The sequence below is a fragment of the Nonomuraea sp. NPDC052634 genome, assembly GCF_040678535.1.
Taxonomy (GTDB): Bacteria; Actinomycetota; Actinomycetes; order Streptosporangiales; family Streptosporangiaceae; genus Nonomuraea; species Nonomuraea fastidiosa.
The window spans coordinates 134,150-159,666 of sequence record NZ_JBFATY010000001.1; the positions used below are offsets into that span (position 1 = coordinate 134,150).

At 71.3% G+C, this 25,517-nt stretch carries 26 protein-coding genes and 2 pseudogenes; 10 read left to right on the forward strand and 18 right to left on the reverse strand.

Annotated elements, in window-relative coordinates:
* Positions 1-8: 8 nt before the first annotated feature.
* The gene (locus AB0K67_RS00645; protein ID WP_364050575.1) at positions 9-2,090 is read right to left on the reverse strand and encodes a serine/threonine-protein kinase; all 2,082 of its coding nucleotides are present in this window, start codon (positions 2,088-2,090) and stop codon (positions 9-11) included.
* Between the two features lie 118 nt (positions 2,091-2,208).
* Between AB0K67_RS00645 and AB0K67_RS00650 the strand changes: the two genes are divergently transcribed.
* Positions 2,209-3,135, forward strand: a complete 927-nt coding sequence (locus AB0K67_RS00650) for an aminoglycoside phosphotransferase family protein (protein WP_364050578.1) — start codon at positions 2,209-2,211, stop codon at positions 3,133-3,135.
* A gap of 7 nt (positions 3,136-3,142) precedes the next feature.
* Here AB0K67_RS00650 and AB0K67_RS00655 read toward each other — a convergent pair whose 3' ends face one another.
* The 9 genes and pseudogenes from AB0K67_RS00655 to AB0K67_RS00695 all read right to left on the reverse strand — a co-directional run bounded on the left by AB0K67_RS00655 (position 3,143) and on the right by AB0K67_RS00695 (position 11,467).
* Positions 3,143-4,576, reverse strand: coding sequence for an RICIN domain-containing protein (locus tag AB0K67_RS00655; RefSeq protein WP_364050581.1), 1,434 nt, complete (start codon positions 4,574-4,576; stop codon positions 3,143-3,145).
* 10 nt (positions 4,577-4,586) lie between these two features.
* The gene (locus AB0K67_RS00660; protein WP_364050584.1) at positions 4,587-5,336 is read right to left on the reverse strand and encodes an AbfB domain-containing protein; all 750 of its coding nucleotides are present in this window, start codon (positions 5,334-5,336) and stop codon (positions 4,587-4,589) included.
* Between the two features lie 216 nt (positions 5,337-5,552).
* Entirely contained in the window at positions 5,553-7,208 is a 1,656-nt protein-coding gene (locus AB0K67_RS00665) for a SpoIIE family protein phosphatase (RefSeq protein ID WP_364050587.1), read from the reverse strand.
* Positions 7,201-8,286, reverse strand: a complete 1,086-nt coding sequence (locus AB0K67_RS00670; RefSeq protein ID WP_364050590.1) for a hybrid sensor histidine kinase/response regulator — start codon at positions 8,284-8,286, stop codon at positions 7,201-7,203. Before AB0K67_RS00670 ends, AB0K67_RS00665 begins: the two co-directional genes overlap by 8 nt.
* Positions 8,287-8,335: 49 nt before the next feature.
* A pseudogene (locus tag AB0K67_RS00675) lies at positions 8,336-8,635 on the reverse strand (ATP-binding protein); the annotation flags it as partial.
* Entirely contained in the window at positions 8,632-9,024 is a 393-nt protein-coding gene (locus AB0K67_RS00680; protein ID WP_364050592.1) for an STAS domain-containing protein, read from the reverse strand. The gene AB0K67_RS00680 and the pseudogene AB0K67_RS00675, both read right to left, overlap by 4 nt.
* Complete coding sequence (locus AB0K67_RS00685; RefSeq protein ID WP_364050595.1) at positions 9,024-9,887, reverse strand: STAS domain-containing protein; 864 nt, start codon at positions 9,885-9,887, stop codon at positions 9,024-9,026. The genes AB0K67_RS00680 and AB0K67_RS00685 overlap by 1 nt, the downstream gene beginning before the upstream one ends.
* Positions 9,888-10,013: 126 nt before the next feature.
* Positions 10,014-10,370: an STAS domain-containing protein gene (locus tag AB0K67_RS00690; RefSeq protein WP_364050598.1), complete on the reverse strand. Its 357-nt coding sequence runs from the start codon at positions 10,368-10,370 to the stop codon at positions 10,014-10,016.
* 194 nt (positions 10,371-10,564) lie between these two features.
* A complete protein-coding gene (locus AB0K67_RS00695) occupies positions 10,565-11,467 on the reverse strand; it encodes a neutral zinc metallopeptidase (protein WP_364050601.1) in 903 nt (300 codons plus the stop codon).
* A gap of 284 nt (positions 11,468-11,751) precedes the next feature.
* Here AB0K67_RS00695 and AB0K67_RS00700 point away from each other — a divergent pair, with 284 nt between their 5' ends.
* Entirely contained in the window at positions 11,752-12,126 is a 375-nt protein-coding gene (locus tag AB0K67_RS00700; protein WP_364050604.1) for a hypothetical protein, read from the forward strand.
* 13 nt (positions 12,127-12,139) lie between these two features.
* On the opposite strand, the gene AB0K67_RS00705 is transcribed toward AB0K67_RS00700, so the two are convergent.
* The 5 genes from AB0K67_RS00705 to AB0K67_RS00725 form a co-directional block, all read right to left on the reverse strand.
* On the reverse strand, positions 12,140-12,355 hold the full coding sequence (locus AB0K67_RS00705) for a hypothetical protein (RefSeq protein ID WP_364050607.1): 216 nt from the start codon (positions 12,353-12,355) through the stop codon (positions 12,140-12,142).
* Positions 12,356-12,450: 95 nt separating this feature from the next.
* Positions 12,451-13,011: a hypothetical protein gene (locus AB0K67_RS00710; RefSeq protein ID WP_364050610.1), complete on the reverse strand. Its 561-nt coding sequence runs from the start codon at positions 13,009-13,011 to the stop codon at positions 12,451-12,453.
* 180 nt (positions 13,012-13,191) lie between these two features.
* Entirely contained in the window at positions 13,192-14,724 is a 1,533-nt protein-coding gene (locus tag AB0K67_RS00715) for a PQQ-dependent sugar dehydrogenase (protein ID WP_364050613.1), read from the reverse strand.
* Positions 14,725-15,012: 288 nt separating this feature from the next.
* Positions 15,013-16,281, reverse strand: a complete 1,269-nt coding sequence (locus tag AB0K67_RS00720; protein ID WP_364050616.1) for an NAD(P)/FAD-dependent oxidoreductase — start codon at positions 16,279-16,281, stop codon at positions 15,013-15,015.
* 456 nt (positions 16,282-16,737) lie between these two features.
* Positions 16,738-17,175 carry a MerR family transcriptional regulator gene (locus AB0K67_RS00725; protein ID WP_364050619.1) on the reverse strand — a complete coding sequence of 146 codons (438 nt, stop codon included), beginning with the start codon at positions 17,173-17,175 and terminating at the stop codon, positions 16,738-16,740.
* 38 nt (positions 17,176-17,213) lie between these two features.
* Between AB0K67_RS00725 and AB0K67_RS00730 the strand changes: the two genes are divergently transcribed.
* Positions 17,214-17,867, forward strand: coding sequence for a class I SAM-dependent methyltransferase (locus AB0K67_RS00730; RefSeq protein WP_364050622.1), 654 nt, complete (start codon positions 17,214-17,216; stop codon positions 17,865-17,867).
* Between the two features lie 74 nt (positions 17,868-17,941).
* On the opposite strand, the gene AB0K67_RS00735 is transcribed toward AB0K67_RS00730, so the two are convergent.
* Positions 17,942-18,697, reverse strand: a complete 756-nt coding sequence (locus AB0K67_RS00735) for a DUF998 domain-containing protein (RefSeq protein ID WP_364050625.1) — start codon at positions 18,695-18,697, stop codon at positions 17,942-17,944.
* Positions 18,698-18,868: 171 nt separating this feature from the next.
* Here AB0K67_RS00735 and AB0K67_RS00740 point away from each other — a divergent pair, with 171 nt between their 5' ends.
* The gene (locus AB0K67_RS00740) at positions 18,869-19,474 is read left to right on the forward strand and encodes a helix-turn-helix domain-containing protein (protein WP_364050628.1); all 606 of its coding nucleotides are present in this window, start codon (positions 18,869-18,871) and stop codon (positions 19,472-19,474) included.
* Positions 19,475-19,808: 334 nt separating this feature from the next.
* Here the strand turns inward: AB0K67_RS00740 and AB0K67_RS00745 are convergent, their stop codons facing one another.
* Positions 19,809-20,843, reverse strand: a complete 1,035-nt coding sequence (locus AB0K67_RS00745) for a helix-turn-helix domain-containing protein (RefSeq protein WP_364050631.1) — start codon at positions 20,841-20,843, stop codon at positions 19,809-19,811.
* Between the two features lie 97 nt (positions 20,844-20,940).
* Between AB0K67_RS00745 and AB0K67_RS00750 the strand changes: the two genes are divergently transcribed.
* Complete coding sequence (locus tag AB0K67_RS00750; protein WP_364050634.1) at positions 20,941-21,837, forward strand: alpha/beta hydrolase; 897 nt, start codon at positions 20,941-20,943, stop codon at positions 21,835-21,837.
* A 104-nt stretch (positions 21,838-21,941) separates the two neighbouring features.
* Here AB0K67_RS00750 and AB0K67_RS00755 read toward each other — a convergent pair whose 3' ends face one another.
* A complete protein-coding gene (locus AB0K67_RS00755; RefSeq protein ID WP_364050637.1) occupies positions 21,942-22,943 on the reverse strand; it encodes a helix-turn-helix domain-containing protein in 1,002 nt (333 codons plus the stop codon).
* Positions 22,944-22,997: 54 nt separating this feature from the next.
* Here AB0K67_RS00755 and AB0K67_RS00760 point away from each other — a divergent pair, with 54 nt between their 5' ends.
* The 5 genes and pseudogenes from AB0K67_RS00760 to AB0K67_RS00780 all read left to right on the forward strand — a co-directional run bounded on the left by AB0K67_RS00760 (position 22,998) and on the right by AB0K67_RS00780 (position 25,468).
* Positions 22,998-23,330 (forward strand): cupin domain-containing protein, encoded by a 333-nt coding sequence (locus AB0K67_RS00760; protein ID WP_364050640.1) that lies wholly within the window; start codon positions 22,998-23,000, stop codon positions 23,328-23,330.
* 25 nt (positions 23,331-23,355) lie between these two features.
* A pseudogene (locus tag AB0K67_RS00765) lies at positions 23,356-23,502 on the forward strand (hypothetical protein); the annotation flags it as partial.
* A gap of 115 nt (positions 23,503-23,617) precedes the next feature.
* The gene (locus AB0K67_RS00770; protein WP_364057573.1) at positions 23,618-23,797 is read left to right on the forward strand and encodes a hypothetical protein; all 180 of its coding nucleotides are present in this window, start codon (positions 23,618-23,620) and stop codon (positions 23,795-23,797) included.
* Positions 23,794-24,015, forward strand: a complete 222-nt coding sequence (locus AB0K67_RS00775; RefSeq protein WP_364057576.1) for a hypothetical protein — start codon at positions 23,794-23,796, stop codon at positions 24,013-24,015. The genes AB0K67_RS00770 and AB0K67_RS00775 overlap by 4 nt, the downstream gene beginning before the upstream one ends.
* A 124-nt stretch (positions 24,016-24,139) precedes the next feature.
* Positions 24,140-25,468 carry a cytosine permease gene (locus AB0K67_RS00780; RefSeq protein ID WP_364050643.1) on the forward strand — a complete coding sequence of 443 codons (1,329 nt, stop codon included), beginning with the start codon at positions 24,140-24,142 and terminating at the stop codon, positions 25,466-25,468.
* Positions 25,469-25,517 lie beyond the last annotated feature (49 nt).

Sequence of the window (25,517 nt, forward strand, 5' to 3'; positions counted from 1 at the left end):
CGGGGGGTTCAGGAGGTCACGGGGTCGATCGTGTAGTACGGGCCGAAGTCCACCTTGTCTCCCTTGTCCAGCAGCCGCCGCATCAGCTTGCCGTCGAAGGAGACCACGCGGACCTCATCCCTGCTCGTGTTGTCGTTCTCCCAGCAGTACAGGTGCTGCTCGTCCCACCAGCCGAGCACCTTGTCGCAGTCGGAGGTGAAGCGGTACACCCGCTGACTGGTGGCCGAATCCCAAACGCAGGTCTCGCCGTCCTTGCCGTTCGGACATGCGGTTGTGAACAGCCGGCCCGACGGCGAGAAGATGTCCATCGTGCCCGAGGCCACTGGCCCGACGCCCGGCACGTCGCGGACGTGCTCGCCGGAGGCGTCGAAGAAGCGCAGGCCCCTGCCCTCGCCGTACTCGATGACCACACCCTTGTCCTCGGCGTCCCACGCGAAGTCGCTGCCGCGGATCTCCTCGTCGTTCACCCGGACGATGTTCGCCTTGGCGGTGGCCACGTCGATGATGACGAAGCCGATGGTGTACCACTCCTTGTCGTCGCCGCTCCCGACGCGCTGGCTGGTGTTGAGCAGAACCTTGGAGCCGTCCTTCGTCCAGTGGCGGATCTCGGCGATCAGCGGGTCGCGCACGGTCTTCACGCGGAAGCTCGAACCGTCGCGCCGGTCGGTGATGAGGATGGAGTCGTATCCGTCGGAGGTGTAGTCCTCGGGCCTGGTCGCCAGGTAGCGGCCGTCAGGGGAGAGGGCCGCTTCGAGATCGTCGGAGTACTTTGTGAACTCGCCGTTCAGGGACTGGCGGGCGTACTCGGTATCGCCCACGACGTAACGGGTGAGCGTGATCGGATCGGACGGACTCTCGTGCAGCGTGATGTCACCGCCGGGCAGCTTCCTCCTGGTCGGTGTGGCCGCGGGCGTCGGGGTGGAGGAGTTCGACGGCGTGGGCGAGGTGGCATCCGGTGCGGTGGGGGCCGGTGTGGTGGTGGCCGGAGCGGCCGAGGCCGGTGGCGAGTTGTCGCGTCCCAGGAGGGTCGGCACCGTGATCGCGGCGGTCACGGCGGCCGCGGCGACCAGGGTGCTCGCGATGATCATGACCTTGCGGCGCTGGCGCCCGGACGGGCCGGTGGGCGGCGTGCGGGGCCCGGAGGGCACGGCGGCGATCGGCCCTCCGGCCGGCGCGCCGGCCGCGCCCGGGGGCGGCGGGGCGGTCGGTCCCGCGACCGATCCGGCGGGCGTACCGGCGGCGGGCTCGGCCTGCTTGGTGCCCTCGGCCAGCGGGTTCACGCCCGGCTTGGGCGAGCGCAGGAGCTGGGTGATCACCTCCATGGCGGTGGGCCGGTCCGCCGGGTCCTTGCTGAGGCAGCGGCGCGCCAGGTCGGCCAGCTTGCCTTCGAGCGCCCCGAGCTGCGGGTCCTCGTTCAGCACCCGGCTCATCACGGCGTGCGTGCCGTCGCTGCCGAACGGTGCCCGGCCGCAGGAGGCGAAGACCATCGCGCCGGCCCAGGAGAACATGTCGGCCGCCGGGCCCACGCCCTGTCCCAGAATCTGCTCCGGCGCCATGTACGCGGGCGTGCCGATCTGCGTGCTGCTCGTCATCGTGGCCGGGTCGAGCGTACGGGCGATGCCGAAGTCGATCACCCGCGGGCCGCTGGCGCTCATGATGACGTTGCCCGGCTTGAAGTCGCGGTGCACCACCCCGGCCTCATGGATCGCGGCCAGCGCGGTGGCGGTGCCGATGGCCAGGCGTTCGAGATCGCCGCCCGCGAGCGGGCCGTTCTCGCGTACCACCCGGTCGAGCGAGCGGCCCTCGACGTACTCGCTGACGATGTACGGGCGGCCGTGCTCCTTGCCCGTGCTCAGCACCGCGGCCGTACAGAACGCCGCCACCCGCCGCGCGACCTCCGCCTCCCGCAGGAAGCGCGCGACGCTGTCTTCGTCGTCGGACGGGCGCAGCCATTTGATGGCCACGCGCACGTCCATGGGGGTCTTGGCGAGGTAGACGACGCCCTGCCCCCCTTCGCCCAGCCTTCCGAGAAGCTCGTAGCCGCCCAGCTGCTGAGGGTCACCGGGCAAAAGCGGCGTGAAGTCGGCCATGCGTCATTGTGATACCACGTTCTGGATCTATCACAACCTTACTTTTCGATAACCAGCGCTCGACTTTCGCGGTCAGGCGGGCGTCCTGGCCGGTCGTACGGCATGGAAAGATCAGCATGTGACCGATTCCGCGCAGCCACAGGCACTCGCCCGCCGTTCCGCCGCCGCGCTCGACGCCGCCGTCGCGGCCGGGCGCGAGCTGGGGCTCACCGTGACCGACGCCGAGGTGCTGCACGACTTGTTCTCCGTGGTCGTGCACCTGGCTCCCGCGCCGGTGGTGGCCAGGGTGCCGGTGGTGCTGCCCGCGTACGCGACTCCCGACGTGCTGGCCCGCCGCCAGCAGGCGGAGCTCGACGTGACCCGCTGGCTCGCCGGGCGGGGCGTTCCGGTGATCGCGCCGAGCCCGCTCGTGCCCGCCCGGCCGGTGCGGCGCGACGGGTTCTCGATGACGTTCTGGCAGTACGCCGAGGAGGACCGCGGCAAGGAGCCCGACTACGCCGCCAACGCCGAGAGCGTGCCCGCGCTCCATGCCGCGCTGCGCGACTGCCCGGTGCCGCTGTCGTTCCTGTCGGCCGCCGAGCCCGAGTTCGTCGAGGACAGCCTCGGCCGGCTGGGCGACCGGCCCGATCTCATCGCCCCCGCCGACCTCGACCGGGCCCGCCGCGAGTGGCGGGAGCTCGAACCCCTCGTACGCTCCCGCGCCGCCTTCGAGCAGCGCTTCCCCGGCATCGAGGTGCAGCCGGTGCACGGCGACGCCCCGGCGGCCAACATCTTCCACGGCGTCGCCGGCGACCTCTACTCCGACTTCGAGCTGGTCACGCTCGGCCCCGTCGAGTGGGACCTCGCCGGGCTCGGCCCCGAGCTCGCCGCCGCCTACGACCGCGGGGCCGAGCGCCAGGGCCTGCGGCCGCTCGACGCAGACGTGCTGCGCTTCACCGACGCCATCGGCATGCTGCGCGTCATCGCCTGCCTCGACCTGGTGCCGCAGCTGCCCGTGCTGCACGACTACCTGCAGCCGGCCCTGGAGCGGTGGCGGGCCGGCTGACCGGTCGTCACGACTGCGTGCGGGTCCACTGCTGGTTGGTGCCGCTGCCGCAGGTGTACTGCTGGATGTCGGCGCCGTCGGCCGTCGAGCCGCCGACCACGTCGAGGCACTTGCCGCTGTGGCGGGCCCGGAGCTGGTAGTAGCCGCCGACCTGGGTCCACTGCCACTGCTGGTTGGCGCCGCCCGTGCAGGTGTACTGGATGATGTTCGCGCCGTCGGCCGTCGAGGCGCTCGCCACGTCCAGGCACTTGCCGCTGCCGACGCTGACGATCCGGTGGTAGCCGCCGCCGGCGTCCTGGACGTACCACTTCTGGTTGCCGCCGCCGTTCCACGAATACTGCTTGATCTCGGCGTTGTCCGCCGTGGACGCGCTGACCACGTCCATCACCTTGCCGCTGTGCCGGGCGGTGATCCGGTACGCCGGCCCCGGGCCCGAGCCGGTGATCTCCCCGGTGGCGGCGTCGATCGTCACCTGCGCGTGCCAGCTCAGGCTCATGCTCGTCGCCGACGGGAACGTGATCGGCAGCCACACGTACTGCGAGTCGTTCACCGGCCCGCCCCACGCGCCCGCCCACCGGTCGCCCATATAGAGGTAGCTCGTCGTCGAGCTGCCCTGCACCGGCAGCACGAACGCCGGTTGCGAGCCGAACGTCGTGCCGTCGCCCACGTTCGTCCAGCCCGTCCACGGGCCCGAGACGCTGGGCGCGGTGGCGTACTTGGCCTGGTTGGGACTCCACCCGGTGGCGCCTGAGGTCAGCAGGAAGTACGTCGAGCCGCGCTTGAACATCGCCGGGGCCTCCCGGTGCGCGTCGTTCCAGAAGTTGCCCACCAGCGAGGCGACGTTCAGGTAGTCGGGGGTCAGCCGGTAGATGTGCAGGTCGTAGTTCTCGTCCGCGGCCGAGATCATGTACGCGGTGCCGCCGTCGTCGTACAGCGTGATGTCCCGCGACATGTGCCGGCCCAGCGGACGGAAGCTGCCGTGGTAGGTGTAGTCGCCGTCCACCGTGGCCGACGAGGCGACGGCGGCCCGCGCCTCGCTGTAGTCCCGGCCGTTCTCCTTGTGCATCCACATCACGTACCGGCCGGTGGCGGCGTTGTAGATGACCTTGGGCCGTTCGATGTTGGCGACGTTCAGCTCGGGGTGCGACGAGCTGGTGAGCACGTCGCGCCGGAACTCCCAGTTCACCAGGTCCGTCGAGCGGTAGACGGACACCGCGCGGAACGTGTTGTCGGGGTTGCGGTTCTCGCCGAACCAGTAGTAGTAGCCGCCCGCCTTGAGCACGCCGCCGCCGTGGGCGTGCAGGACGTTCCCGGCGGTGTCGCGGAACTGGGTGCCGTTGGTGATCGTCAGCGGCGCGGCCTGGGCCGGCGCGGACGGGATCGCCAGGGCGGTGGCGATCAGCAGGGCGGCGGCCAGCGCCCGCCGCAGGTTTCGGAGCATGCAGGACCTCCTAGTCCGTGAGCATGAAGGTGGCGTCCTGCCGGTCGGCCAGGGCCGAGCCGGAGCCGAGCGGGTCGATGCGCAGCGCGAACCCGGAGTGCCGCGGGTAGCGGTCGGGGAAGTCGTACGACTTGCTGCGATTCCACCGGGGCGGGCCCCCGAGGGAGATCAGCGCGTCCTTCTCGGCGGTGGTGATCGGGATGATGTTGGCGTGCTTCGAGCTGATGGGCGGCGTGTAGGCCCGCTGCCCGAGCGGCGACCACGGGTTGCCGTCAATGTTCGAGGTGCCGTTGCAGGCCGAGTAGATGACGGCGTACGCGTTGCGCGCCGGCACCTTGAACGCCTCGGGCGCCCACGAGTGCGTCGCCATGGTGTGCAGGCGCGCCCGGCGATGGTTCGTGAAGCTCGTCAGGTTCGCCGAGTCCCACACGTGGATGTACTGGTCGTTCTGATGGAAGACGCGACCCTTGAGGCCGGTGGCGAGCACTAAAAACGTGCCATCCTGCTTGCGCAGAATGTACGGATCGCGCAGGCCCTGCGTGCCGGCGGCCGGGGTGACGACCGGCTCGTTCTGATTGCGCGGCGCCCACTGGAGACCGTCATCGCTGACCGCCAGGTGGAGCGCGTACCTGTCCCCCGACCGGTTGAAGTACCCCATCACGTAGGCGGCGCAGGAGGCGGCCTGGGCGGCGGGCGGCGGGGCGAGCGCGAGACCGAGGAGGACGGCGCATGAGACGGCGATCACGCGGCGCGGTGACACGGGAGACATCCTTCGGCGGGGCTGATCGAGGTTCGTGTGTTAGCGCTAACATCCAGATCCGGCGCGGCATGCGAACCGACGCCGCAAGGGGCTTCGGGTGACGTTCCCGCCGAGTGTTTACGTGAACATCACCCCTGTCAACCGCTCACTGCAACTTTTCAGCAACCGGCGAGGCCGCCCGCAGGGCGATGCGGGCGGCCCTTGGTCCCGAAGGTGTCAGCGGTGGCGGCGGACGATCACGAGGGCGACGTCGTCCTCGCGGGCGCCGAAGGCGGCGATCAGGTGATCGGCGGCCTCGTTCACGTCGTCCCCGATCTTGGAGGCCGCCTGGCGGGCGATCTCCAGGCTGTCGTCGAGGTACTTGTCGCGGTCCTCCACCAGACCGTCGGTGAACATCAGCACCGCGCCCCCCGGCGGCACGGTGACGTGGTCGATGCGGTAGATCTCGTCGGCCACGCCCAGCAGGAGGTTGCCGAAGCGGTCGTGGTAGCGGGCCGTGCGCACGCCCCCGCCGCCGATGTCCGAACCCGCGCCGTCCGAGCCCCCGCCGCCGGCCGGCTGGCCGTCGTCGTCCAGCAGCAAGGGCGGGATGTGGCCGGCGTTGGCGATCTGGGCTGCGCCGGTGGCCGGGTCGAGGAGCATCAGGCAGACGGTCGCCGTCATCCGCCGGTGGTAGCGGCGGAGCACGTCGTTGAGCAGCGCCAGCGACTGATCCAGCTCGATCTTGCCGATGAGCGAGGCCCGCAGCGAGTGGCGCAGTTCGGCCATCACGGTGGCGGCGAGCAGCGAGTGCCCCTGGACGTCGCCGACCGCGAACAGCACCTTGCCGTCAAGCTCCAGCACCTCGTAGAAGTCACCGCCCACCTCGACGTTGTCCACGGCGGGCTGATACCGCCAGGCGATGTCGAGTCCGGGCACCTGCGGGACGCGGGAGGGCAGCAGGCTGCGCTGCAGCGTCAGCGCGATGGCGTGCTCCTCGGCGTACGCGCGCAGCGCCTCCACGGCCAGCGCGACCGCCTGGCCGAGCTGGCGCAGCATGCTCTCCTCGTCCTCGTCGAGCGGCGGATCGGGCTCGACGCCGAGCAGGATGGGCGGCCGGTCGCGTTTGGTGCGGGACATGACGGCCGTGATGTCGCGCCGCGCGGGGGTGTCGGACGCGACCGCCGACCAGTAGGCGTGCGGTATGGTCAGCAGCTCCGTGCCGGGCTGCTGGCCGAGCGCCTGCCTGCCGAGGGTTTCCAGGGCGGAGGGCGGCGCGGTCCTGAGCGCGGCGGCGCCGTCCGGCGGCCCGGCGGTGAACCTGCGGGTACGCCCGTCCGGCGCGAGCGCCACCACCCCGGCGTGCCGGTTGAGGATCCGGCTGGTGCCGGAGACGGCGGTGGACAGCAGCTCGTCGAAGGTCTGGGCGGCGTTCATGGCCAGCGTGAGGTCGGTGAGCGCGCGCAGCCGCCCGGCCAGCCGCTCGGCGCGCTGCCGCGCCCGGTGGTAGCGCAGGGCCGCCTTGACGGTGGCCACGAATTCGTCGGGCTCGATGGGCTCGGCGAGGTAGCCGTCGGCGCCCCGGTGCAGCCCGATGGCACGGTCGGCGGCGGTGATGGCGGCGCCGGAGATCTGGATGACGGGGATGGACGCGGTCGCCGGGTCGCTCTTGATGCGTTCGCACACCTCGTATCCGGAGATGTCGGGCAGCCGTACGTCGAGCACGACCAGGTCGAGGCGCAGCTCGCCGATGCGCTGCAACGCCTCCAGCCCACCGGACGCCTCCACGACCGCGTACCCGGCACGGCGCAGCCAGCTCGACAGGATGTACAGCTTGGCGGGGGTGTCGTCGACGACGAGGATCGTCGCCTCCCACGGCGGGACGTCAGGCATCGTCGCCTCCCAGCACCTGCCGGATCGCGCCCAGCAGCATGTCGCGGCGCAGCCCCTGCTTGGCGAGCACCGCGTCGGCGCCGGAGGGGTGGCGGCCGGCCAGCGCCATCGTGATCACGATCACCGGGACGTCGCGCAGCCGCTCGTCACCGGCCATGCGCTGCAGCACGGCCGCGCCGTCGAGGCCCGGCATCAGCAGGTCGAGCAGGGCGAGGTCGGGCGGTGCCGCGGCCATCGCGGCCAGCGCCGCCGTCCCGTCGTGGGCCTCGTCGATGTGCGCGGCGAACCCGGTCAGCATGCGCCGCAGCCCCGCGCGGAAGTTCTCATCGTCGTCGGCGATCAGCACGCGCCCCACCACGGGGACGTCGTCCGGCTCGTACGGCAGCCGCAGCACCGCCGTGGTGCCCGCACCCGCCTGGCTGGTGAGGGTGAGCGTGCCGCCCATCGCCTCGGCCAGCCGCCGCGCGTACGGCAGGCCGAGCCCGGTGCCTTTGACCCGGGTCTGCTCGGGCCCCGGCACCTGGTAGAACTCCTCGAAGACCCGCTCCAGATGCTCGGCGGGGATGCCGATGCCGGTGTCGGTCACGGTGAAGACCGCCTCGCTGGCCGCCGCGTCGTGGGTGACCTCAAGCAGCACCTCGCCCTCCTGGGTGAACTTCAGGCTGTTGGCCAGCAGGTTGCGCAGGATCCTGGTGAGCATCGCCTCATCGGCGAGCATGGCGAACGGCGGTGGCGGCACGCGTACCGCCAGCGTGACCCGTGCGCTGCCCTTGGCCGGCCACATCGTCATGCGCAGCCGCTCGGCCAGGGCGACGAGATCGACCATGGCGGCCTGCGGGTCGAGGCGGCCCGACTCGGCCTTGCCGATGTCGAGCAGCTCGCTGACCAGGGCGAGCAGCGTCTCCGCCGAGGAGCCGATCAGCTCGATCTGCCGGGCCTGCTCGGCGGCGAGCGGGTCGCCGCCGGGGCCGGTGAGCAGCCGTACGAGGCCGATGATGGAATTGAGCGGGGTGCGCAGCTCGTGGCTGACCGTGGCCCAGAACCGGTTCTTGGCGTCGCTGGCCTGCCGGAGCTGCATCGACTTCTCGTCCAGCTCGGCGTAGAGCGCGACGACGCCGCGGTTGGTCTAGCCCGCCGCCGGTGCTCCAGCCGTCGGTGAGCGCCTGGTCCACGTCGGGGATGCCGGGGCCCTCGTCGGTGAACGACAGCCGCAGGCCGTCGCGCAGGCCGTTGCTGACCACCTCGATGCGCACGTGCCCGCCGCCCGCGTACGTGAGCGCGTTGCGGGCGAGCTCGCTGGCCGCGGTCACCAGCTTGGTCTGGTCCACCAGCGACAGCCCCACCTGCTGGGCGCTGGTGCGGACCTGCTGGCGCACGATGACCACGTCGCTGTTGCCCGCGATGGCGAGCTCGATGGCGGTCGTCACCCGGGCACCGCTGCGGCACTGGTCGCAGGGCCGGTCAGGCTGCTCTCCTTGAGCATCGCGACGCCCTTTTCCAGGTTGAGCGCGGTACGCACGCCGCCGAGCGAGAGCCCCAGCTCGACGAGCGTGATGGCGACCGCGGGGCGCATCCCGACGACGATGGTCTCGGCGTCCAGCATCCGGGAGATGGAGGCGATGGTCGCGAGCATGCGGCCGATGAAGGAATCGACGATCTCCACGGCGGTGATGTCGATGATCACGCCGCGGGCCCGGTTCTGCACGATCGCGTCCGCCAGGTCCTCCTGCAGCATCAGGACGCTCTGGTCCTGCAGGTCGATCTGGATGGAGACGATCAGCAGGTCTTCGAGCTTGAGCACGGGGACACGATCCATCAGGCCCGCTCCAGCCCCACGACGACCTGCTTGTCGGCGCCTTGCTTGAGCTGCACGCCGCTGCGCCGCAGCGTGTACGCGAGCGCGTCGGCCAGCGTCGCCTTGGTGACGATGTCGCCGAACTCGATGCCGAGGGTGACGATGGTGTGGGCGATCTGCGGGCGGATGCCGGAGATGACGCACTCCGCGCCCATGAGCCGGGCGGCGACGACGGCCTTGAGCAAGTGCTGCGCGACCTGGGTGTCGACGGCGGGCACGCCGGTGATGTCGATGACGGCGTGCTCGGAGCCGGTGTCGACCAGCCCCTGCAGCAGCTTCTCCATGACGACCTGCGTACGGGCGGAGTCGAGGGTGCCGACCAGCGGCACGGCGAGGATGCCGTCCCACAGCTTGACCACCGGGGTGGACAGCTCCAGCAGCTGCTCGGCCTGATCGGAGATGATCCTCTCGCGGGCGTTGACGAACGTCTCGAACGTGAACAGCCCGAGGTCGTCGATGAGCCGCGACAGCCAGATGTAGCCGCGCAGCGCGGTGAAGTCCTCCTCGGTCTCCAGCGGCTCGTATGCGGCCTCCTTGAGCCCGAAGACGACGGAGGCGGTCTCAGAGGGCGTGAAGCCCTCCCTGGCCTGCGCTCTGGACAGGTCGGCGAGCAGGCCGCGCAGGTCGCTGGTGTCGCCGTCCCCGGCGAGCGAGTCGAGCAGCGCCTGGTAGATGTCGCGCAGCCGGCCGGCGAGCACGCCGCGGTCGGCCCGTCCGCCGACGGTGGTCACCGCGAGGTCGGTCCAGCGTTTGAGAATCGTCCGCTCCTGCTCGCGCAGGAGTTCGGCCATGCGGAGCCGGCCGGTGTCGGCGGAAGTGGTCAAGGTGTACTCCCCAAGGTGGGTGGATGAAGGTGGGGCGTGCGGTGAGCGGGGGCGGTCGGGGGTCATCGGGTTTTCCGCGGTGCACGTACGTGGTGCCGCGTGGAGGCCGTGGTGCCGCGTGGAGGCTCAGTCCAGGGCGGTGACGGCGTCCTCGACGGTGTCGTGGACGGAGAGCAGCCGGTCCAGGCTCATGATCTTGAAGGCGTGTGCGATGTCGGGTGCCAGCCCGGCCAGCGCCGCCTGCGCGCCCGCCTCCCTGGCTCGCTGGTGGGCGGCGACGAGGATCGAGACGCCGGTGGAGTCGCAGAACGCCAGCGCCGACAGATCGACCACCAGCGCGTCGCCGGGCGCGAGCGCCAGGTCGTCGACGGCCGCCTGCAGCCGGGGCGAGGTGTGGTGGTCGAGGTCGCCGGAGACGGTGAGGACGTGGAGGTGAGCCGAACGCGGCTGGTGGGTGACGGTGAGACCGGGCTCGTGCTGCACCAATGCTCCTGGAGGGCGGCGGGGGACGGATGATCCGGACCCGAGTCTCGCGACCCGGCCTGGAGCGATCTGCCCATTCTACGCACGGCCATACATGCCGCGGCCGTTCAAGTAGCACGGACGCAGAAGGGCCGGACCCGAGGAGGTCCGGCCCTTTCATGCTCTCGACGAGCCGCGGCGTTCTCGTGGCCTGCTCAGAGGGTGGCCCTGGCGGAGGCCTTCCAGGTGTTGCAGGCGGCGGGGGAGCCGCTGTTGTAGCCACGGGTCATCCAGGCCGCCTGGGTGGGGCCGCGGCCGTGGTCGTTCTGCGGCCAGCCCTTGGCGCCGTTCTTCCTGAACCAGTCCACGGTGTAGTTCCACTCGCGCGAGCCGAAGTTCGGCTGGCCGCGCAGCGTGGACATGAAGACCGCGGAGAAGCACTCGGCCTGCAGCTCGGAGCGGCGGGACAGCGCGAGCTTCTGGGACTTGCTCGCACGGGCGGCGGCCGGCCAGTAGTAGCTCCAGATCCTGGAGATCTGCTGCACGTGGTGCCCGTACTCGTGGGCGATCAGCCGCGTGATGCCCAGCGGGAACGGCTGGCGGAGCTGCTGCTTGCTGATCCACATGTACATGGTGCGGTCAGCGGAGCAGTACACGGCCTCGGCGCCGGTGGTCCAGCGGCCGCAGGGCGTGTTCACCTTCCTGGTGACGATGCGCAGCCGCGGCTTGGAGAAGGGCATGCGCACCTTGCGGAACTGGGCGGCCCACGCCTTGTTCAGGCAGTTGGTCACGCGCGTCAGGAACCGCTTGTAGGCGGCGGTGCTGCCGCGGGGCAGGGACCCGGGCCGGCAGTTCACGTTGACGAAGCGCCCGGAGCGGTAGATCCGGTTGGCGGTCGCCAGCGACTTGTTGGCGAGCGCGGCGCTGCTCTGGGCGGCGCTGCTCTGGCCACCGGCCGGGGCCGGGACGGCCTGCGCGGGCGTCGGCGCCTGGGGCGCGGGGGCGGCGGAGGCCGAGGCGGATCCGGCCGTGACGAACACTTGCGAAGCCGTGGCCACGGTGAAGGCCAGGCCTGCGGCCGCGATGGCCGCGCGTTTGGAATGAGGAAGCTTGTTCATATGTGCCTAAAGACTAGGTCAAGTTTGGGCAGGTTGGGGCGGGATTGACAAAATTGGCACAAACGGATCGCCGAAACGCGTGTGACGGCTGAGGTTCGATCTTGGCCTGGAGCGCGCGCTCGCGTGGCCCCTGACGTGCTCGAAAGGCGCGGGCTTTACGCAAGGCGATAAACCCTCTTTGCGGGGGTGGCGGCGGCGAGGGGGCGGGCTCCGGCCCGTCCCTTCGCCGTGCCCGCCGTTTCACCGCCCCCTTACCGGGCAGTCGGCGGCGGGAGGTGACCGCCATGCGGAAATACGGCGACAAGGGCGATGACGGGCGCGTGCCCGGAGGCGCCCCACATCTGATCGGCGGCGGGCACCCCGGGACGCCCATGCAGGACGACGGGCCGACGTACGGGGTGGGCGCGGGCGGGCGTCCGCTGTGGAGCGAGCGCGACCGCGACGCCGAGCGCATCCGCGCGCTGCTGCGCAGGGCCGGCTGCGGCGGCTTCATCATCTCATCGGGCGAGGCGGGCCTGTTCCTGGTGACGTGCGTGGACCCGTACCCGGTGGCGGTGGGCAGGATCGGCACCGCCGTACGGGTGCTGACCAGAGCGGGCATGGCCGTCGCGCCGCGCGGGGCGGACACGCGGACGCTGCAGGTGCGGGTGACGACCTGACCCGGAGGAGGGATCAGGCTCCGGAGGAGTCGCGCCAGCGGCGCAGGATGGCCTCGTCGTCGCGGTCGCCGTGCCAGGAGGTCTTCTCGTCGATCGCGTGCGGCAGCCACTCCTGATAGTCGGGCGCCTCGGGGGTGATGTCGCGGGTGCCGTCGACGTGGGTGCCGTCGGGCAGCACGGTGGCCGCGGGGACGCGCAGGACGCCGCCGGCCAGCAGGATCGCGGTCATTGCGTCATCCCCTCCGTCCGCTGCGGCGCGTGTCGATCATCACGGTCTCGTACCCCAGCATAGCCGCCGGACTCCTCGCCGCCTCGGGCCGTCGCTCAGCCGATCCCGTACCGGCTGGCGAACCAGGTGTAGGCAAGCCGGGCGGTGTGCTCGTCGTCGAAGAGCTGGATCAGCCGCCGCGCCCGCCGTACCAGCACGCAGGCGAACGCCTCGGCGTACAGCTCGGTCACCGTCTCACGGTACGGCGGCGCCAGCCACCGCGCGCTCCTGGCGTGCAGCCCCATCCAGAACGGGCTCTGCGACGGCATGCCGTCCATGTCGTCGAGCGCGTGCCCCAGCTCGTGCGCCGCCACGCCCGCCGACGGCGACGGCACGCTGCCGACCCCGATGGCGCGCCTGGCCGGGTCGTAGACGCCGGCGCTGCGGTCCCACCAGCCCTGCTGGACCGGCAGCGAGGTGCCGCGTAAGTGCTCGAACCCCGGTAAGTCCGGCACCGACCCCGGCCCCACGATGATGCCGCCGTGCAGGTGATCGGCCAGCCGGTCGCCCAGGACGCGCGGCACCGCCGACAGCGTCATGATCGCCAGCAGCGTCTCGGCGGGCGGGAACGCGCCGGGATCCCAGGCCCGGCGGACGCGATCCTCGAGCGCGCCCACATGGAGCCAACCCGGCCGTCCCCTGCTCTGGCTGGCCACTCACGTCCCTGGTCATCGCTCTTGCACCGGCGCAGGGCGGACCGGCGGGGGAGCGACCCCGCCGGCACACCCGGCATGTGATCAAGAACCTTAGCCGCACGCGGCTCGCGCCGCATCTCCGGCGTCCTGGAACCCCGCCGCTCAGCGGGTGACGGAGCAGGCGTCGCGGTTGAGCGAGATCCGGGCGGGCAGCGAGGTGTCACCCGTGTGGCTGACGAGGTAACCCATGGTGACGCTCTCGCCCGGCTCGATGAGGGCGTTGTGACCGGCGTTCGCCGCGGTCACCATGTCGCCTCCCTGGGTGAGGTCGGTGTTCCAGTCGGAGACGATCGTCTGGCCCTGCGGGAGCGGGAAGCGCAGTGTCCAGCCGTCGATCGGCGTGTCGCCGGTGTTGGTGATCGTGAGGTCCACGGACATGCCGGTGCCCCACGCCCGCTTGGTGTACTCGACGTGGCAGGTCGGCTTCGCGCGCTCGAACGAGACGCGGTGCAGGCCGCCGGGCAGGTCGTTGACCACGTACAGCTCGCCCTCCGGCGTCGCGCCGAACGCGGTCACCTGCGTGGGCGTCTGGCCGATCTCGGCCTGGTCGTAGCCGCCCGAGCCGTCCTCGCGCAGCGCCCACACCGTGGACGAGCAGTAGTCGGTGGCGATATAGGTGCCGCCCACCAGGTCGGCGTACTGCCGGCCGCGGTACACCTGGCCGCCGATGACCGCGCAGCCGCCGGTGTACGGCGAGTACGTGAAGATCGGCTTGGTGTACGTGACGTCGTCGCGGCACTGCGTCTCGTCGAACACCTCCAGGCCCTCGTAGCAGGACCAGCCCAGGTTCGCCCCGGCCTGCGCGCCCGGCTTGATGTGGTTGATCTCCTCCCAGCGGCCCTGGCCGACGTCGGCGATCCACAGCGAGCCGTCCGCCCGGTCCACCGAGAAGCGCCACGGGTTGCGGCCGCCGTACATCCAGATCTCGCCGCGCGCGCCCGGCACGCCGGTGAACGGGTTGTCCTCCGGCACGCAGTAGGGCAGGTCGCCGCAGGTCCGGCTGACGTCGATGCGCAGGATCTTGCCGAGCAGCGTGTCCAGGCGCTGGCCGCTGTCGAACGGGTCGCCCGAGCCGCCGCCGTCGCCGATGCTCATGTAGAGCATGCCGTCGGTGCCGAACGTGATGTTGCCGCCGTTGTGATTGGTGTTCTCGGCGTGCTCCTGGGCCAGGAGGGGGTCGAGGGTGGCGTCGTCCATGTCGTACCTGGCGAGGGTGACCGCGCCGTCCGGCAGCGCCGTGTAGGCCAGGTACAGCTCGTGGCTGTCGGCGAAGTCGGGGGAGAGCGCGATGCCGAGCAGCCCGCGCTCGTTGCCCGACTCGTCAACCGATGAGGTGATGTCGATGATCGGGGTGGCGTCGAGGCCGGTGTCGGGATGGTAGACGCGTACGGTGCCGCGCTTCTCGGTGATGAACAGCCGGCCGGTGCCGTCGTCCGGCGCGACCAGGGCGGTGGGACGGTATAAGCCGAAGGCGACCTGCTCGGTGACGGTGTTGATCTCCTCGAGCGGCACCGTGGCGGCGGCGGCCGAGGCCGGGCGCTCCGGGGCCGAGGAGGCGGCGGTCGCCGGCGGGGCGCCGGCGGCGGTGAGGGACAGGGCGAGCAGCGCGGATGCCGCCCAGCGTTTTCCTGACATGCGGGCTCCTGAGGCGGTGCTGTCGTGGGGAGCCGGTGGTTCCCCCGGGACCGGGCGCGTGCGGGGCCCGCGACGTCGCCGCACGGCGCGCGATCATGGCGGCAGCCTGGCGGGTCGCGCGCTCCGACGTGCCCTGACGGACCGTACAAGGTCATCGGGTGCCGTTACCAGGGTCGCGATCAAGCGGAACGGGCCCGCGCGGGCTCTGCCCGCTGACCAGCCGCGATGCGGATCGGCTCGGCGCAGGCCGATGAAACTTACATCGCGGCGGGGGAGCGGTCATGCGGCTCAGGCACGTGCGGCCGGACGGCGGGACCGCGTACGTGCGGGCAGGTCGGCCAGGACCGCGTCCGCCGCTCGCCGTCCGGACACCAGGGCGCCCTGGAGTGAACCGGTGTCGCGGTGGTCGCCGCACACGTACAGGCCGTCGCGCAGGCGTACCGGCTTGCGCAGCGGATAGGGCGGCGGCATCGCGGGCAGCGCCGCCGGGATCCGGTACGTGGCCACGTGCTCCCAGCCGTCCGTACTGCCGTAGATCTCGGCGAGCCGCCGCCGCACGGCAGGCTCGTCGGCGTCCAGGCCCAGCACGGAGGTGGACACGAGAGCGCGCCCGTCCATCGAGTACTCCGGGGCCGCGTCGGTGACGACCAGGGTGTCGGTGATGATGCCGGTGGCGTCCACGATCTGGGTCGGCTCGCCCATGGGGGAGCGGGGAGCGGCGTGGTAGAACGTCGTCACCGACCGCATCGGCGGCACCTCGATCTCGTCGAGCAGCCGCCCTGCCGCCTGCGGGTCCGCGGCCACGACCACGGCGGAGCCGCTGATCGTGGTGCCGCCCGCGAGCCGTACCCCGCTGTCCGACACCTCGACGACCTGCGCTCCGAGCGTGATCGTGCCGGGTGGCAGCCGGTCGGCGAGCCGGCGCGGGATCTCGCCCATGCCGAGTGCGGGCAGGCCGATGGTGCCGCGCGCGAACGACCGCCACAACAGGTGGAAGACCCGGCTGGACGTCTCAAGCTCGCGTTCGAGCAGCACGCCCGCGAGGAAGGGGCGCATCAGGCAGCCGATCATCTTCGGCGACATGCCCCAGGCGCGCAGCTCCTCGTCGGTACGCCGCTCGCGCGCGTCGCGCAGCACCTTGCCGGGCATGGCCAGGTCGCGGGCGGTGACGGCGGACAGCACGGCCTTGTCCTTGAGCGTGCCCACTCCCGCCATCAGCGCGCTGAACGCGTGCATGGGGTGCCGCCACGGCAGCATGACCCTGGCGCTCGCCCTGTGACCTCGCACGATCACGCCGGAGGAGAACGCCCGCAGGTCCAGCGCTTTGATGTCGAGCACGCGGCGGGCCTCGGGGTAGGAGCTGATGAACACCTGGTAGCCGCGGTCCAGGCGGAAGCCGTCCTTGACGTCCGTACGCACCCGTCCGCCGACTCCGTCGGACGCCTCCAGCACCCGTACCGGTACGCCCGCCTCGTGCAGGTGTACGGCGCAGGCGAGCCCGGCCATCCCGGCGCCGACGACGATGGCGGGCTCGGTCGTTCCCCGTTCGCTGTCCATGCGCAGGCATCTGCCCGGCGAGGACCCGTACTAACGAATCTACAATGTAAAGGCGTCGGGTTGTTTATGCACCCCCTGACCACCGGACAAGAACACTGCACCGAAGGGTAGGGGCTTCCGACCTGCACGATCCTTTCCGCTCCGGCGGACGGGCGGCTCTCAGGGGAGGGGCTCGGCACCAGGCGGTGGCCGGCCCGTGGGAGCGGCCGGTGGGAGTGGCCGGCGCGAAGCGGTGCGGCGCCGAGCCGAGCGGTGCGAGCGAGCCGACCGGTGCGAGCGAGCCGACCGGTGCGAGCGAGCCGACCGGTGCGGGCAGGTCGACCGGTGCGGCCGGAGTCAGCTGGAGCCGGCCGGAGGAGGCTGGAGCCGGCCGGAGCAGGCTGAAGGAGGCGGGAGCCGGCAGGAGGCGGCTGGAGCGAGGCGGCCGGAGCGAGGCGGTGAGCCGGGGGCCGGTGGTCAGGCGGAGTGGGCGCGCTCGTGGGCCTCTTCGAGTGAGGCGCCTTCGAGGAGGGCCGCGATGCCGCTGGTGAAGCGGGGGCAGCCGGTGATGTCGTCGTGGGAGCAGGCCAGGCCGTGGGCGATGGCGGTGCGGGCGGCCTGGGCCTGGGCGATGCGGTGGTCGAGCTCGGCGAGCTTGCGCTGGTAGAGCTCGCGCCAGCCGGTGCCGTCGGAGGTGCGGGCGGCGAGGAAGGTGGCGATCTCGCGGAGCGTGAAACCGACGCCGCGCAGCAGCAGGACGAGGCCGACCAGCTCGACGGTGGACGGCGGGTAGCGGCGCCGGCCGGAGACGCGGGTGGGGGCGGGGAGCACGCCGAGGTCTTCCCAGTAGCGCAGCGCTGAGGTGGCGACGCCGGTGCGGCGCGCCAGCTCGCCGATCGTCAGGTGCTCGGCCATTTGACTTCAAGCGTACGTGAAGTCGTTGACTGCGGCTCATGAGGATGACGAAGGGTTCTCTGCAGGATCGGGTGGTCGCGGCGCTGGTGAGTCAGGCGCATCGGCCGCGTGGGGCGTTCGGGTGGCTGGAAGGGGCGCTGTTCGCGTACCGGCCGTCCAACAGGAAGCGGAACCGGTGGGCGGTGTCGCTGCTGGAGGTGCGGCCGGCGGATCGGGTGCTGGAGGTCGGGTTCGGGCCGGGGGTGGCGATCGCGGAGTTGGCGCGGCGTGCGGTTCGGGGGCGGGTGTTCGGGGTGGATCACTCGGCGACGATGGTGCGGATGGCGGCGTGGCGGAACGCGGCGGCGGTGCGTGCGGGGCGGGTCCGTCTCGTGGCGGCGTCAGTGGAGCGGTTGCCGGATTTCGGGGGTCCGCTGGATGTGATCCTCGCGGTGAACAGCGTGGGGTTCTGGCCTGAGCCGGTGGATCGGTTGCGTGAGCTGCGTGGGTTGTTGCGGCCTGGCGGGCGGATCGCGCTGGTGAGCCAGCCGCGCTGTCCGGGCGCGAGCCGGGAGACGACCGTGCGTGCGGCGAGGGAGCTGCGGGACCTGCGGGAGCGGGCGGGATTCGCGGGGTTCCGGGTCGAGACGCTTGAGCTGGATCCGCCGGTGGCGTGCGTGCTGGCGGTCAATCCTGGCTCGTCGGTGTCGTAAGCGGGTGTTGTGGATCGCCTGTGTGATCTTGTGGTGTCGTGATCGTGCTGGTCGCGGGTGGTGAGCGACGCAGCTCAGCCGGTCGCTGAGTGGCGGCTGTACCCATGCCAGAGGGCGGCTCCCGCGCAGATGAGGCCGAGCAGGAACGGATGGACGGCGCCGCGTTCGATGAGGCCGACGAGGATGTTGGCCCCGGAGATGAGGTCGGCGAAGTAGGCCACCATCGAGACCAGGCCGATCGCGCCGGCGGTGACCAGCGTCCGCCCGAGTTTCGGGGAGAGCCCGACGCGTTGGTGCATGCTCCCGAGCGCGATGGCCAGGACGTTGCCGCCGACGAAGCCTGCCAGGGCGCCCAAGGCGTGGAAGTCGCCGGTGCCGTCGTTCATCGCCTCGCCGGATCCGGGGAACAGGCCGAGCAGGACGCCGCCGGTGGCCAGCAGCGTCGCGGGGGCAAGCGCTGCCCAGCGGTGCCGGCCGCGTAGACCGCGCAGCACGGCCGCGCCGGCCAGAATCGTGATCCCGAACAGGAAGAAGCCGGTGTTCATCACCCATGCCAGCGGTGAGTACATGTACTGCCCGAACAGTGTCGAGGGCCCGTGGACTCCGAGGTTGCTGATGAAGTGGTAGGTGTAGCTGTAGGGCGGGTCGGTCCATGCCGCGGCGGCGATGAACTCGGCGAGTAAGAAGATCGTCGGCCCCGCGATGAGCAAGGCTCCCGCGGTTCGGTGCTCCCGAGGCCGGTGCGCGTCGGGGGTGAGCACTTCAAGTTTTGTGCCGTTCGCGGGGTCGTTTCGTGCGAGGTTCGAGAACGGGTTGATGTCGCCGGCCATGGTCATGGTCCTTTCGGTGCCGGCGCTGTGCGCCGGGGTCGGGGCGGGTTCGTGCCGAGTCGACGCAGCAGGGGGATCCGAGCCATCCGATAACTTCACTCGCACACTTACTACACCGAGACTACTTTTACTGTCAATGTAGTTGTAGTTCGGCACTAGTAGGATCTGGTCATGGTTGACGGAACGGCCATGGGACGGCGGGAACGCAAGAAGGCGGCGACGCGGGCGGCGATCCTGGACGCGGCAACGGCGCTGTTTCTCGAGCGCGGCTTCGACGGGGTCAGCGTTCGCGAGATCGCCGACAAGGCGGACGTCTCACCCAAGACGGTCTTCACGCATTTCCCGCAGAAGGAGGCGCTTGTCTTCAGCGACGAGGACGAACGGCATGAGCGCCTCGTGGCCGCGGTCAGCGGCCGGCCGCCGGGGACGACGATCTCCGACGCGCTGAAGGCGCACTACCTCTCCGAGATCGCCGCGATGAGGTCCGGGCCCCAACGCCAGATCCTCACCCTCATGGAAGAGACACCGGCCCTGATCGATTACGCGGAGAAGATGTGGTTCCGCCATGAGGGCGCCCTCGCTGCCGCGATCGCCAAGGAGCTCGGGCTCGCGGAGCCGAACGACGAGATCCGGTTCTATGTCCGTTTCGCCCTGCAGATCCAGCTCAGCGCCATCAACGCGGCAGATCCGGAAGCAACCATCGATGCGGGGTTCCGGCTTCTCGATGAAGGCTGGGCACGCTACCACGAGGCCAGAGGCCAGAGCGCATCCGGGTGAAGGTTCGCGAGCGGTGGCCTCGCCGAGGCGGACGGAGGCCACCGGTCACGGGGGCTTTGCCGGGGCCCGCAACACTGAGTGCATCCGTTGCCGACCAGACCCCTGATCGCGTCCACGACGTCGCGTCGGTCGTGCGTCCCGGGCCGGCTCGGCACCCGATGGACCTGCTCATCTTCGGGCCGGGTGGCCGCGTGCGGAGCGGCCGTCGCAGACAACCGGCGGCTGGTGCGGGCCGGCTCGGTGCGCAGCCGCCAGCGTTCGCCGGCGATCCGGTCATCAGGCGAGGTCGGGTGCGCTCAACCCGCTCCAGCGGAAGGCCCGCCCCGTGCGAGCGTCAGGTGTGGAGGAGGCGCCAGGCGTTGAGTGCGAGGCGGGCGCGGGTGAGTCCGGCGGGCTGGGTGAGGTCGACGCCGAGGGTCTTGCCGAGCTGGTCGATGCGGCGGGCGACGCTGCTGTGGTGGAGGTGGAGGAGGTCGGCGGCGCGGCGGAGTGAGCCGGTGGTGCAGTAGGCGTCGAGGGTTTCGAGGTCGTCGGGGGTTTCGGCGAGTGCGGCGATGGCGGTGACGTCGGCGTTGTCGCGGATGGCGTCTTCCGGTACGTCGGCGAGGAGTGCGACGACGCCGAGGTCGTCGTAGCGGACGATGGGCTGGCGTGGGGTGGTGAAGCGGAGTGCGGTGCGGGCTTCGCGCCAGGCGCGGCCGGGGCCGGGGGCGGTGCTGAGTCCGGCGCGTACGCCCGGCGGGAAGCGGGCGGGGTCGAGGGTGGTGGCGAGGATGGCGCCGACGCCGGCCAGGGGTGCGGCTTTGACCGGGCGTGCGGGGCAGATGGAGGTGCCGACCTGGTCGAGGGGGAGTGGTGAGTGTACGGCGGCGACATGGAGGCGCAGGTCGGGGGGAAAGCCGAGCAGGCGCAGGGCGCGGGCTCTGGCGGCTTCGTCGCTGTCGGCGCTGATGGCGAGTTCGACGAGGGCGGGGTCGGCCATGGTGGTGCGGGCGGGGCCGTAACGTTCGACGACGGCCGCGGCGGCGATGGCGAGGCGGTCGAGGAGGAGGTCGTCGAGGGCGCGTGGGGTGTCGGGGCGTTCGAGCCAGACGGTGCCGATCTCTTCGTCGTCGAGAAGGATGGGGCTGCTGGTGGACGGCGGGTGGAGCGTGCCGTTCGCGGGGTGGCCGTCGGGGGCGTAGCGGATGGGCTGGCCGGTGCCGTGGAGCCGGATGCCGGCGACGCATTCAGCGAGGCTGGCCGAGGCGCGGGCGAGGGCGGGCAGGTCGACACGGCGGCGCATCAGCGTGTCGTAGAACATGACGACGCGGATGGCGCCGCCTGCTTGGGAATCGAGTTGCGACAGTCGTACGGCGAGTGCCTCCACGCTTGACAGCGTATGCGCGCCGATCGGTGCGTGTGGCGGGATGGATGTGCGACGGTTGGCGGATGATCGGGTGGGGCCGGGTGGCGAGGATGGGGGCATGGATCCCGAACTCGAACCATTTCTCGCGTTGTTCCCCCGTGCGGATCTGAGTGATCCGATCGCGCAGCGGGAGAACTTCGCCAAGCTGGCCACCTCGGTGCCCGCGCCGGATCTGGCGGGCGTGGAGGTGGAGGATCGTACGGTGCCGGCGGATCCGGACGTGCCGGTGCGTGTCTACCGTCCGCGTGATGCGCAGGGCGCGATCGTGTGGCTGCACGGCGGCGGATTCGTCATGGGTGATCTGGAGACGGAGCACCCGTGGGCGGGCCGGCTGGTGCAGGCGTCGGGCGCGGTGGTGATCTCGGTGGGGTACCGGCTGGCGCCGGAGCATCGGTATCCGGCGGCGCTTGAGGATGTGTGGGCGGTGCTGCGGTGGGCTCACGAGCAGGCGTCGGAGCTGGGGTTCGATCCGCAGCGGCTGGCGGTGGGCGGTCACAGCGCGGGTGCGGGTCTGGCGGCGGCGGTGTCGCTGCGGGCGCGTGACGAGCAGGGGCCGCCGATCCGGTTCCAGCTGCTGAACCAGCCGGGGCTGGACGATCGGCAGCAGACGTGGTCGGCGGTGAACTTCACCGACACGCCGTGGATGACCCGGGACAAGGTGACGCAGATCTGGGGTCACTACCTGGGCGGGCGGCCGGCCACTCCGTATGCGGCGCCGAGCCGTGCCGATGACCTGTCGGGTCTGCCGGCTGCGTACATCGCGACGGCGGAGTTCGACCCGAACAGGGACGAGGCGATCGAGTACGGTCTGCGGATGCTGCAGGCGGGGGTGCCGGTGGAGCTGCATCAGTGGGCGGGGACGTTCCACGGTTCGCAGGCGCTGTTGTCGGCGGAGGTGTCGCAGCGGCAGATCGCCGAGATCGGCGCGGTGCTGCGGCGGGCGCTGGCTCCCTGACGGAGGGCTGGGCGGGCGCGCCCTCGAAGGGCCGGTCCGGGGCTTGCGGTGGCACGCCTTGGAGTCCTTGTCGTGGGTTGCCGGGGGCGCGTCCGCGCGGGTCCTCAGGAAGGAGCCGGTCCGTTGCGGGCCGGCTCCTTCGTTTTCCGGCCGCGGAAGGCGCGGCGGTAGGCGCCGGGTGTGGTGCCGAGTGCGGTGCGGAAGCGGCGGCGGAGGTTGGTGGCGGAGGACAGGCCGGTGCGGCGGGCGATGGCGTCGAGCGGCAGGTCGGTGGTCTCCAGGAGGTCTTGGGCGGCGGCGATGCGCTGGGCGAGGAGCCATTGTCCTGGGGTGGTGCCGAGCTGGTCGAGGAAGCGGCGGGTGAGGGTGCGTGAGGAGACGCCGGCGTGGGCGGCCATGGTCTCGACGGTGACGGATTCGGCGAGGCGGTCGGCGGTCCAGTCGAGGAGCGGGGCGAGGGTGCCGTCGATCTGGGCGGGGCGGGGTGGTGCGGTGTATTGGAGCTGGCCGCCTTCGCGGTGGGGCGGCATGACCATGGCGCGGGCGATGTGGGCGGCGTAGCGTGCGCCCTGGTCGCGGCGTACGAGGTGGATGCACAGGTCGATGCCGGCTCCTGCGCCTGCGCTGGTGGCGAGGTCGCCGTGGTCGACGTAGAGGACGTCGGGGTCGACGCGGACTTTGGGGAAGCGGGTGGCGAGTTCGCCGGTGAGTGCCCAGTGGGTGGTGGCTTCGCGGCCGTCGAGGAGGCCGGCGTGGGCGAGGGCGAAGGCGCCGGAGCAGATGCTGACGAGGCGGGCGCCGCGTTCGTGGGCGCGGCGGAGGGCGTCGGTGACGGCGGGGGAGGGCGGGTCGGCGGGTGGCAGCCAGCCGGGGATGATCACCGTGTCGGCGTGATCGAGTGCGTCGAGTCCGTCGGTGACGAGGATGTCGTAGCCGGCGCGGGTGGGGATGGGGCCGGGGTGTTCGGTGCAGACGCCGAAGGTGTAGGCGGGTGGGAGTTCGGGGCGGTGGATGCCGAAGATGTGGGCGGCGCAGGCGAGTTCGAAGGTGGACTGTCCGGGGCGGACGAGTGCGGTGACGCGCTGCATGTCGGAAAAGTAGCGCATGATGTCTTTTCTGACACTCGGCCGGGGTGGGTGCGGGCTGTCAGGGTGGTGTGCATGACGACGCAGCAGAACATGTCAGGGTACGTGTGGTCTTCCGTTGCGGACGCCCCGGTGCGTGAGGTGTTTCCCGGTATCCGGTTGCGCCCGTTGTGGCGGGGTGAGGGCGGGGCCGGTGCGTACGTGCTGGAGATGGATCCCGGATCCTGCTGGGAGGGGATCGACGTGCACGATCCTGGGCCGGAGGAGGTCTTTGTGGTCTCCGGGGTGTTCAACGACGGCGAGCGCGACTATCCGGCGGGGACGTTCATCCATGCGCCGGCGGGGTCGTCGCATGTGCCGCAGTCGGCGACGGGGTGCACGTTGTTCCTGTTCTATCCGGAGGGCTGAGCCGTCTTGGGGCCGGCGCTGGTCGATGCCTGCGCGTACGGGCCACGCCGCGTTCTCGCCCGAGCTGATCGTCCGCGCGAGCGGCACGTCGGTGTTCACCGAGAGCGGCCGCGAGCTGCTCGACTTCATCTCCGGGCGGATGAGCGCGATCCTCGGCCACTGCCACCCCGAGATCGTCGCCACCGTGGGCGAGCAGATCGTCCTGCTGGACCACCTGCACAGCGGGATGCTCAGCCCACCGGTGGTGGAGCCGGCGGGCCAAGCTCGTCACCGGCCGCCACGAGATCGTGTCGTTCGGGCGTTCCTGGCACGGCATGACGCAGGCCGCCGCGAACGCCACCTGCAGCGCCGGCCGCAAGGGCTACGGGCCCGCCGCGCCGGGCAACCTCGCGCTGCCGGTGCCCGACCGGTTCATTCCGGCGATCACCGACGCCTCGGGCGAGCTGGACTGGCGCCGCCAGTGGTGACCGGCGCCGAGATCGAGCGGCGCGCCCACGAGCGGGGGTTCCTCTTCCCCACCACGCACGTCAGCGACCCGCTGGCGGCCGCCGTCGGCACCACCGTGCTGCGGGTGGTGGAGCGCGACCGGCTGGAGGAGCGGGCCCGGCGGCTGGGCCGGCCGCTGCGCGGCCATCCTGGACGAGGCGCTCACCGGAGCCGCGCGTACGCTGTGAGCCGGGCGTAACCGGCGACCGTGCACAGTGCACAGTCGCGGCCTTCCGGCTGTGGAGTGTCCACACTGACACGGTGGCCGCCGCTTTCTACCGTAAGCGTCCAACCACTGGTTTCGCTCGGTAAGGGAGGTCGGCATGGCCTCGGCCGTCGGTGTCGACGATTACGCGCTGTCCAGGGTGCCCAGCGGCGCCCGCTACTCCTGGTGGTCGGTGGCCGTGCAGCGGTTCGGCCAGATCTCGGCGCTCAGCCAGTTCCTGCTGGGCGCCACGCTCGGGTTCGGGATGGGGTTCTGGCAGGCGTTCCTTGCGCTGACGCTGGGCGCGGTCATCCTCGAGGTGGTCGCGGTGTTCGTGGGCGTGATCGGCGTGCGCGAGGGGTTGTCGACGTCGATGCTGGCCCGCTGGACGGGGTTCGGCAGGGCCGGGTCAGCGGTGATCGGCCTGGCGATCGGGATCAGCCTCATCGGCTGGTTCGGCATCCAGTCGGCGGTCTCGGCGCAGGGCCTGGCGAGCCTGGTGGGCGTGCTGCCCGAGTGGGGGTGGTCGCTGGTGTTCGGGCTGGTGGTGACCGCGATCGTGCTGTGGGGGTTCGGGTCGATGGCCTGGACCGCGTACGTGACGGTGCCGGCGTTCCTCATCCTGGTCGGCTGGTCGATCATCAGCGAGCTGTCGCGGCACGACGTGGGCGCGCTGGTGGCCTCGGCGCCGCCGGGGCCGCAGCTGAGCCTGCTGGAGGGCACCACGCTGGTGGCGGGCGGTTTCATCGTCGGGGCGATCGTCACCCCGGACATGACCCGGTTCAACCGGGGCGTGGCCGACGTGGTCAAGCAGACGCTGGTGGGCGTCACGCTCGGCGAGTACGTGATCGGCATGGCGGGTGTGCTGCTGGCGCACGCGGTGGGCAGCAGCGAGATCACCACCATCGTCACCTCGTCGGTGGGCTGGGTCGGCATCCTGGTCATCGTCGCCGGCACCATCAAGATCAACGATTGGAACCTGTACTCCTCCGGGCTTGGCCTAGTGAACTTCGTCGGCACCGTGCTGGGCAAGAAGGTGCACCGGGGCGCGGCGACCGCCGTCATCGGCCTGCTGGGCAGCGTGCTGGCCGCGGCCGGCATCCTCGACCGGTTCGTGGACTTCCTGACGCTGCTCGGCGTGGTCTTCCCGCCGATCGCGGGGATCATGGTGGCCGAGTACTTCGTGGTGCGGCGCTGGCGGGGCGATCTGGAGGAGGCCAAGGCGCGCGGCACGGTGCCCGAGCAGGCGCCCGACTGGGTGCCGGCGACGCTGGCGATCTGGCTGGTCTCGGCGCTGGTGGGGCGGTTCGTGGAGGTCGGGCTCGGCAGCATCAACTCGCTGGTGCTCGCGTTCGTGCTGTACGTCGTGGCCGGGAAGCTGGGCTGGGTGCGGGGAGTGGGGGCGCACCGCACGGCCGACGCGGTGCCCCAGCCGGCGAACGCCTGACAGGCGGGCGGCCCGGAATCAAGCCCCCGAGATCAAGCCCGTAATCAAG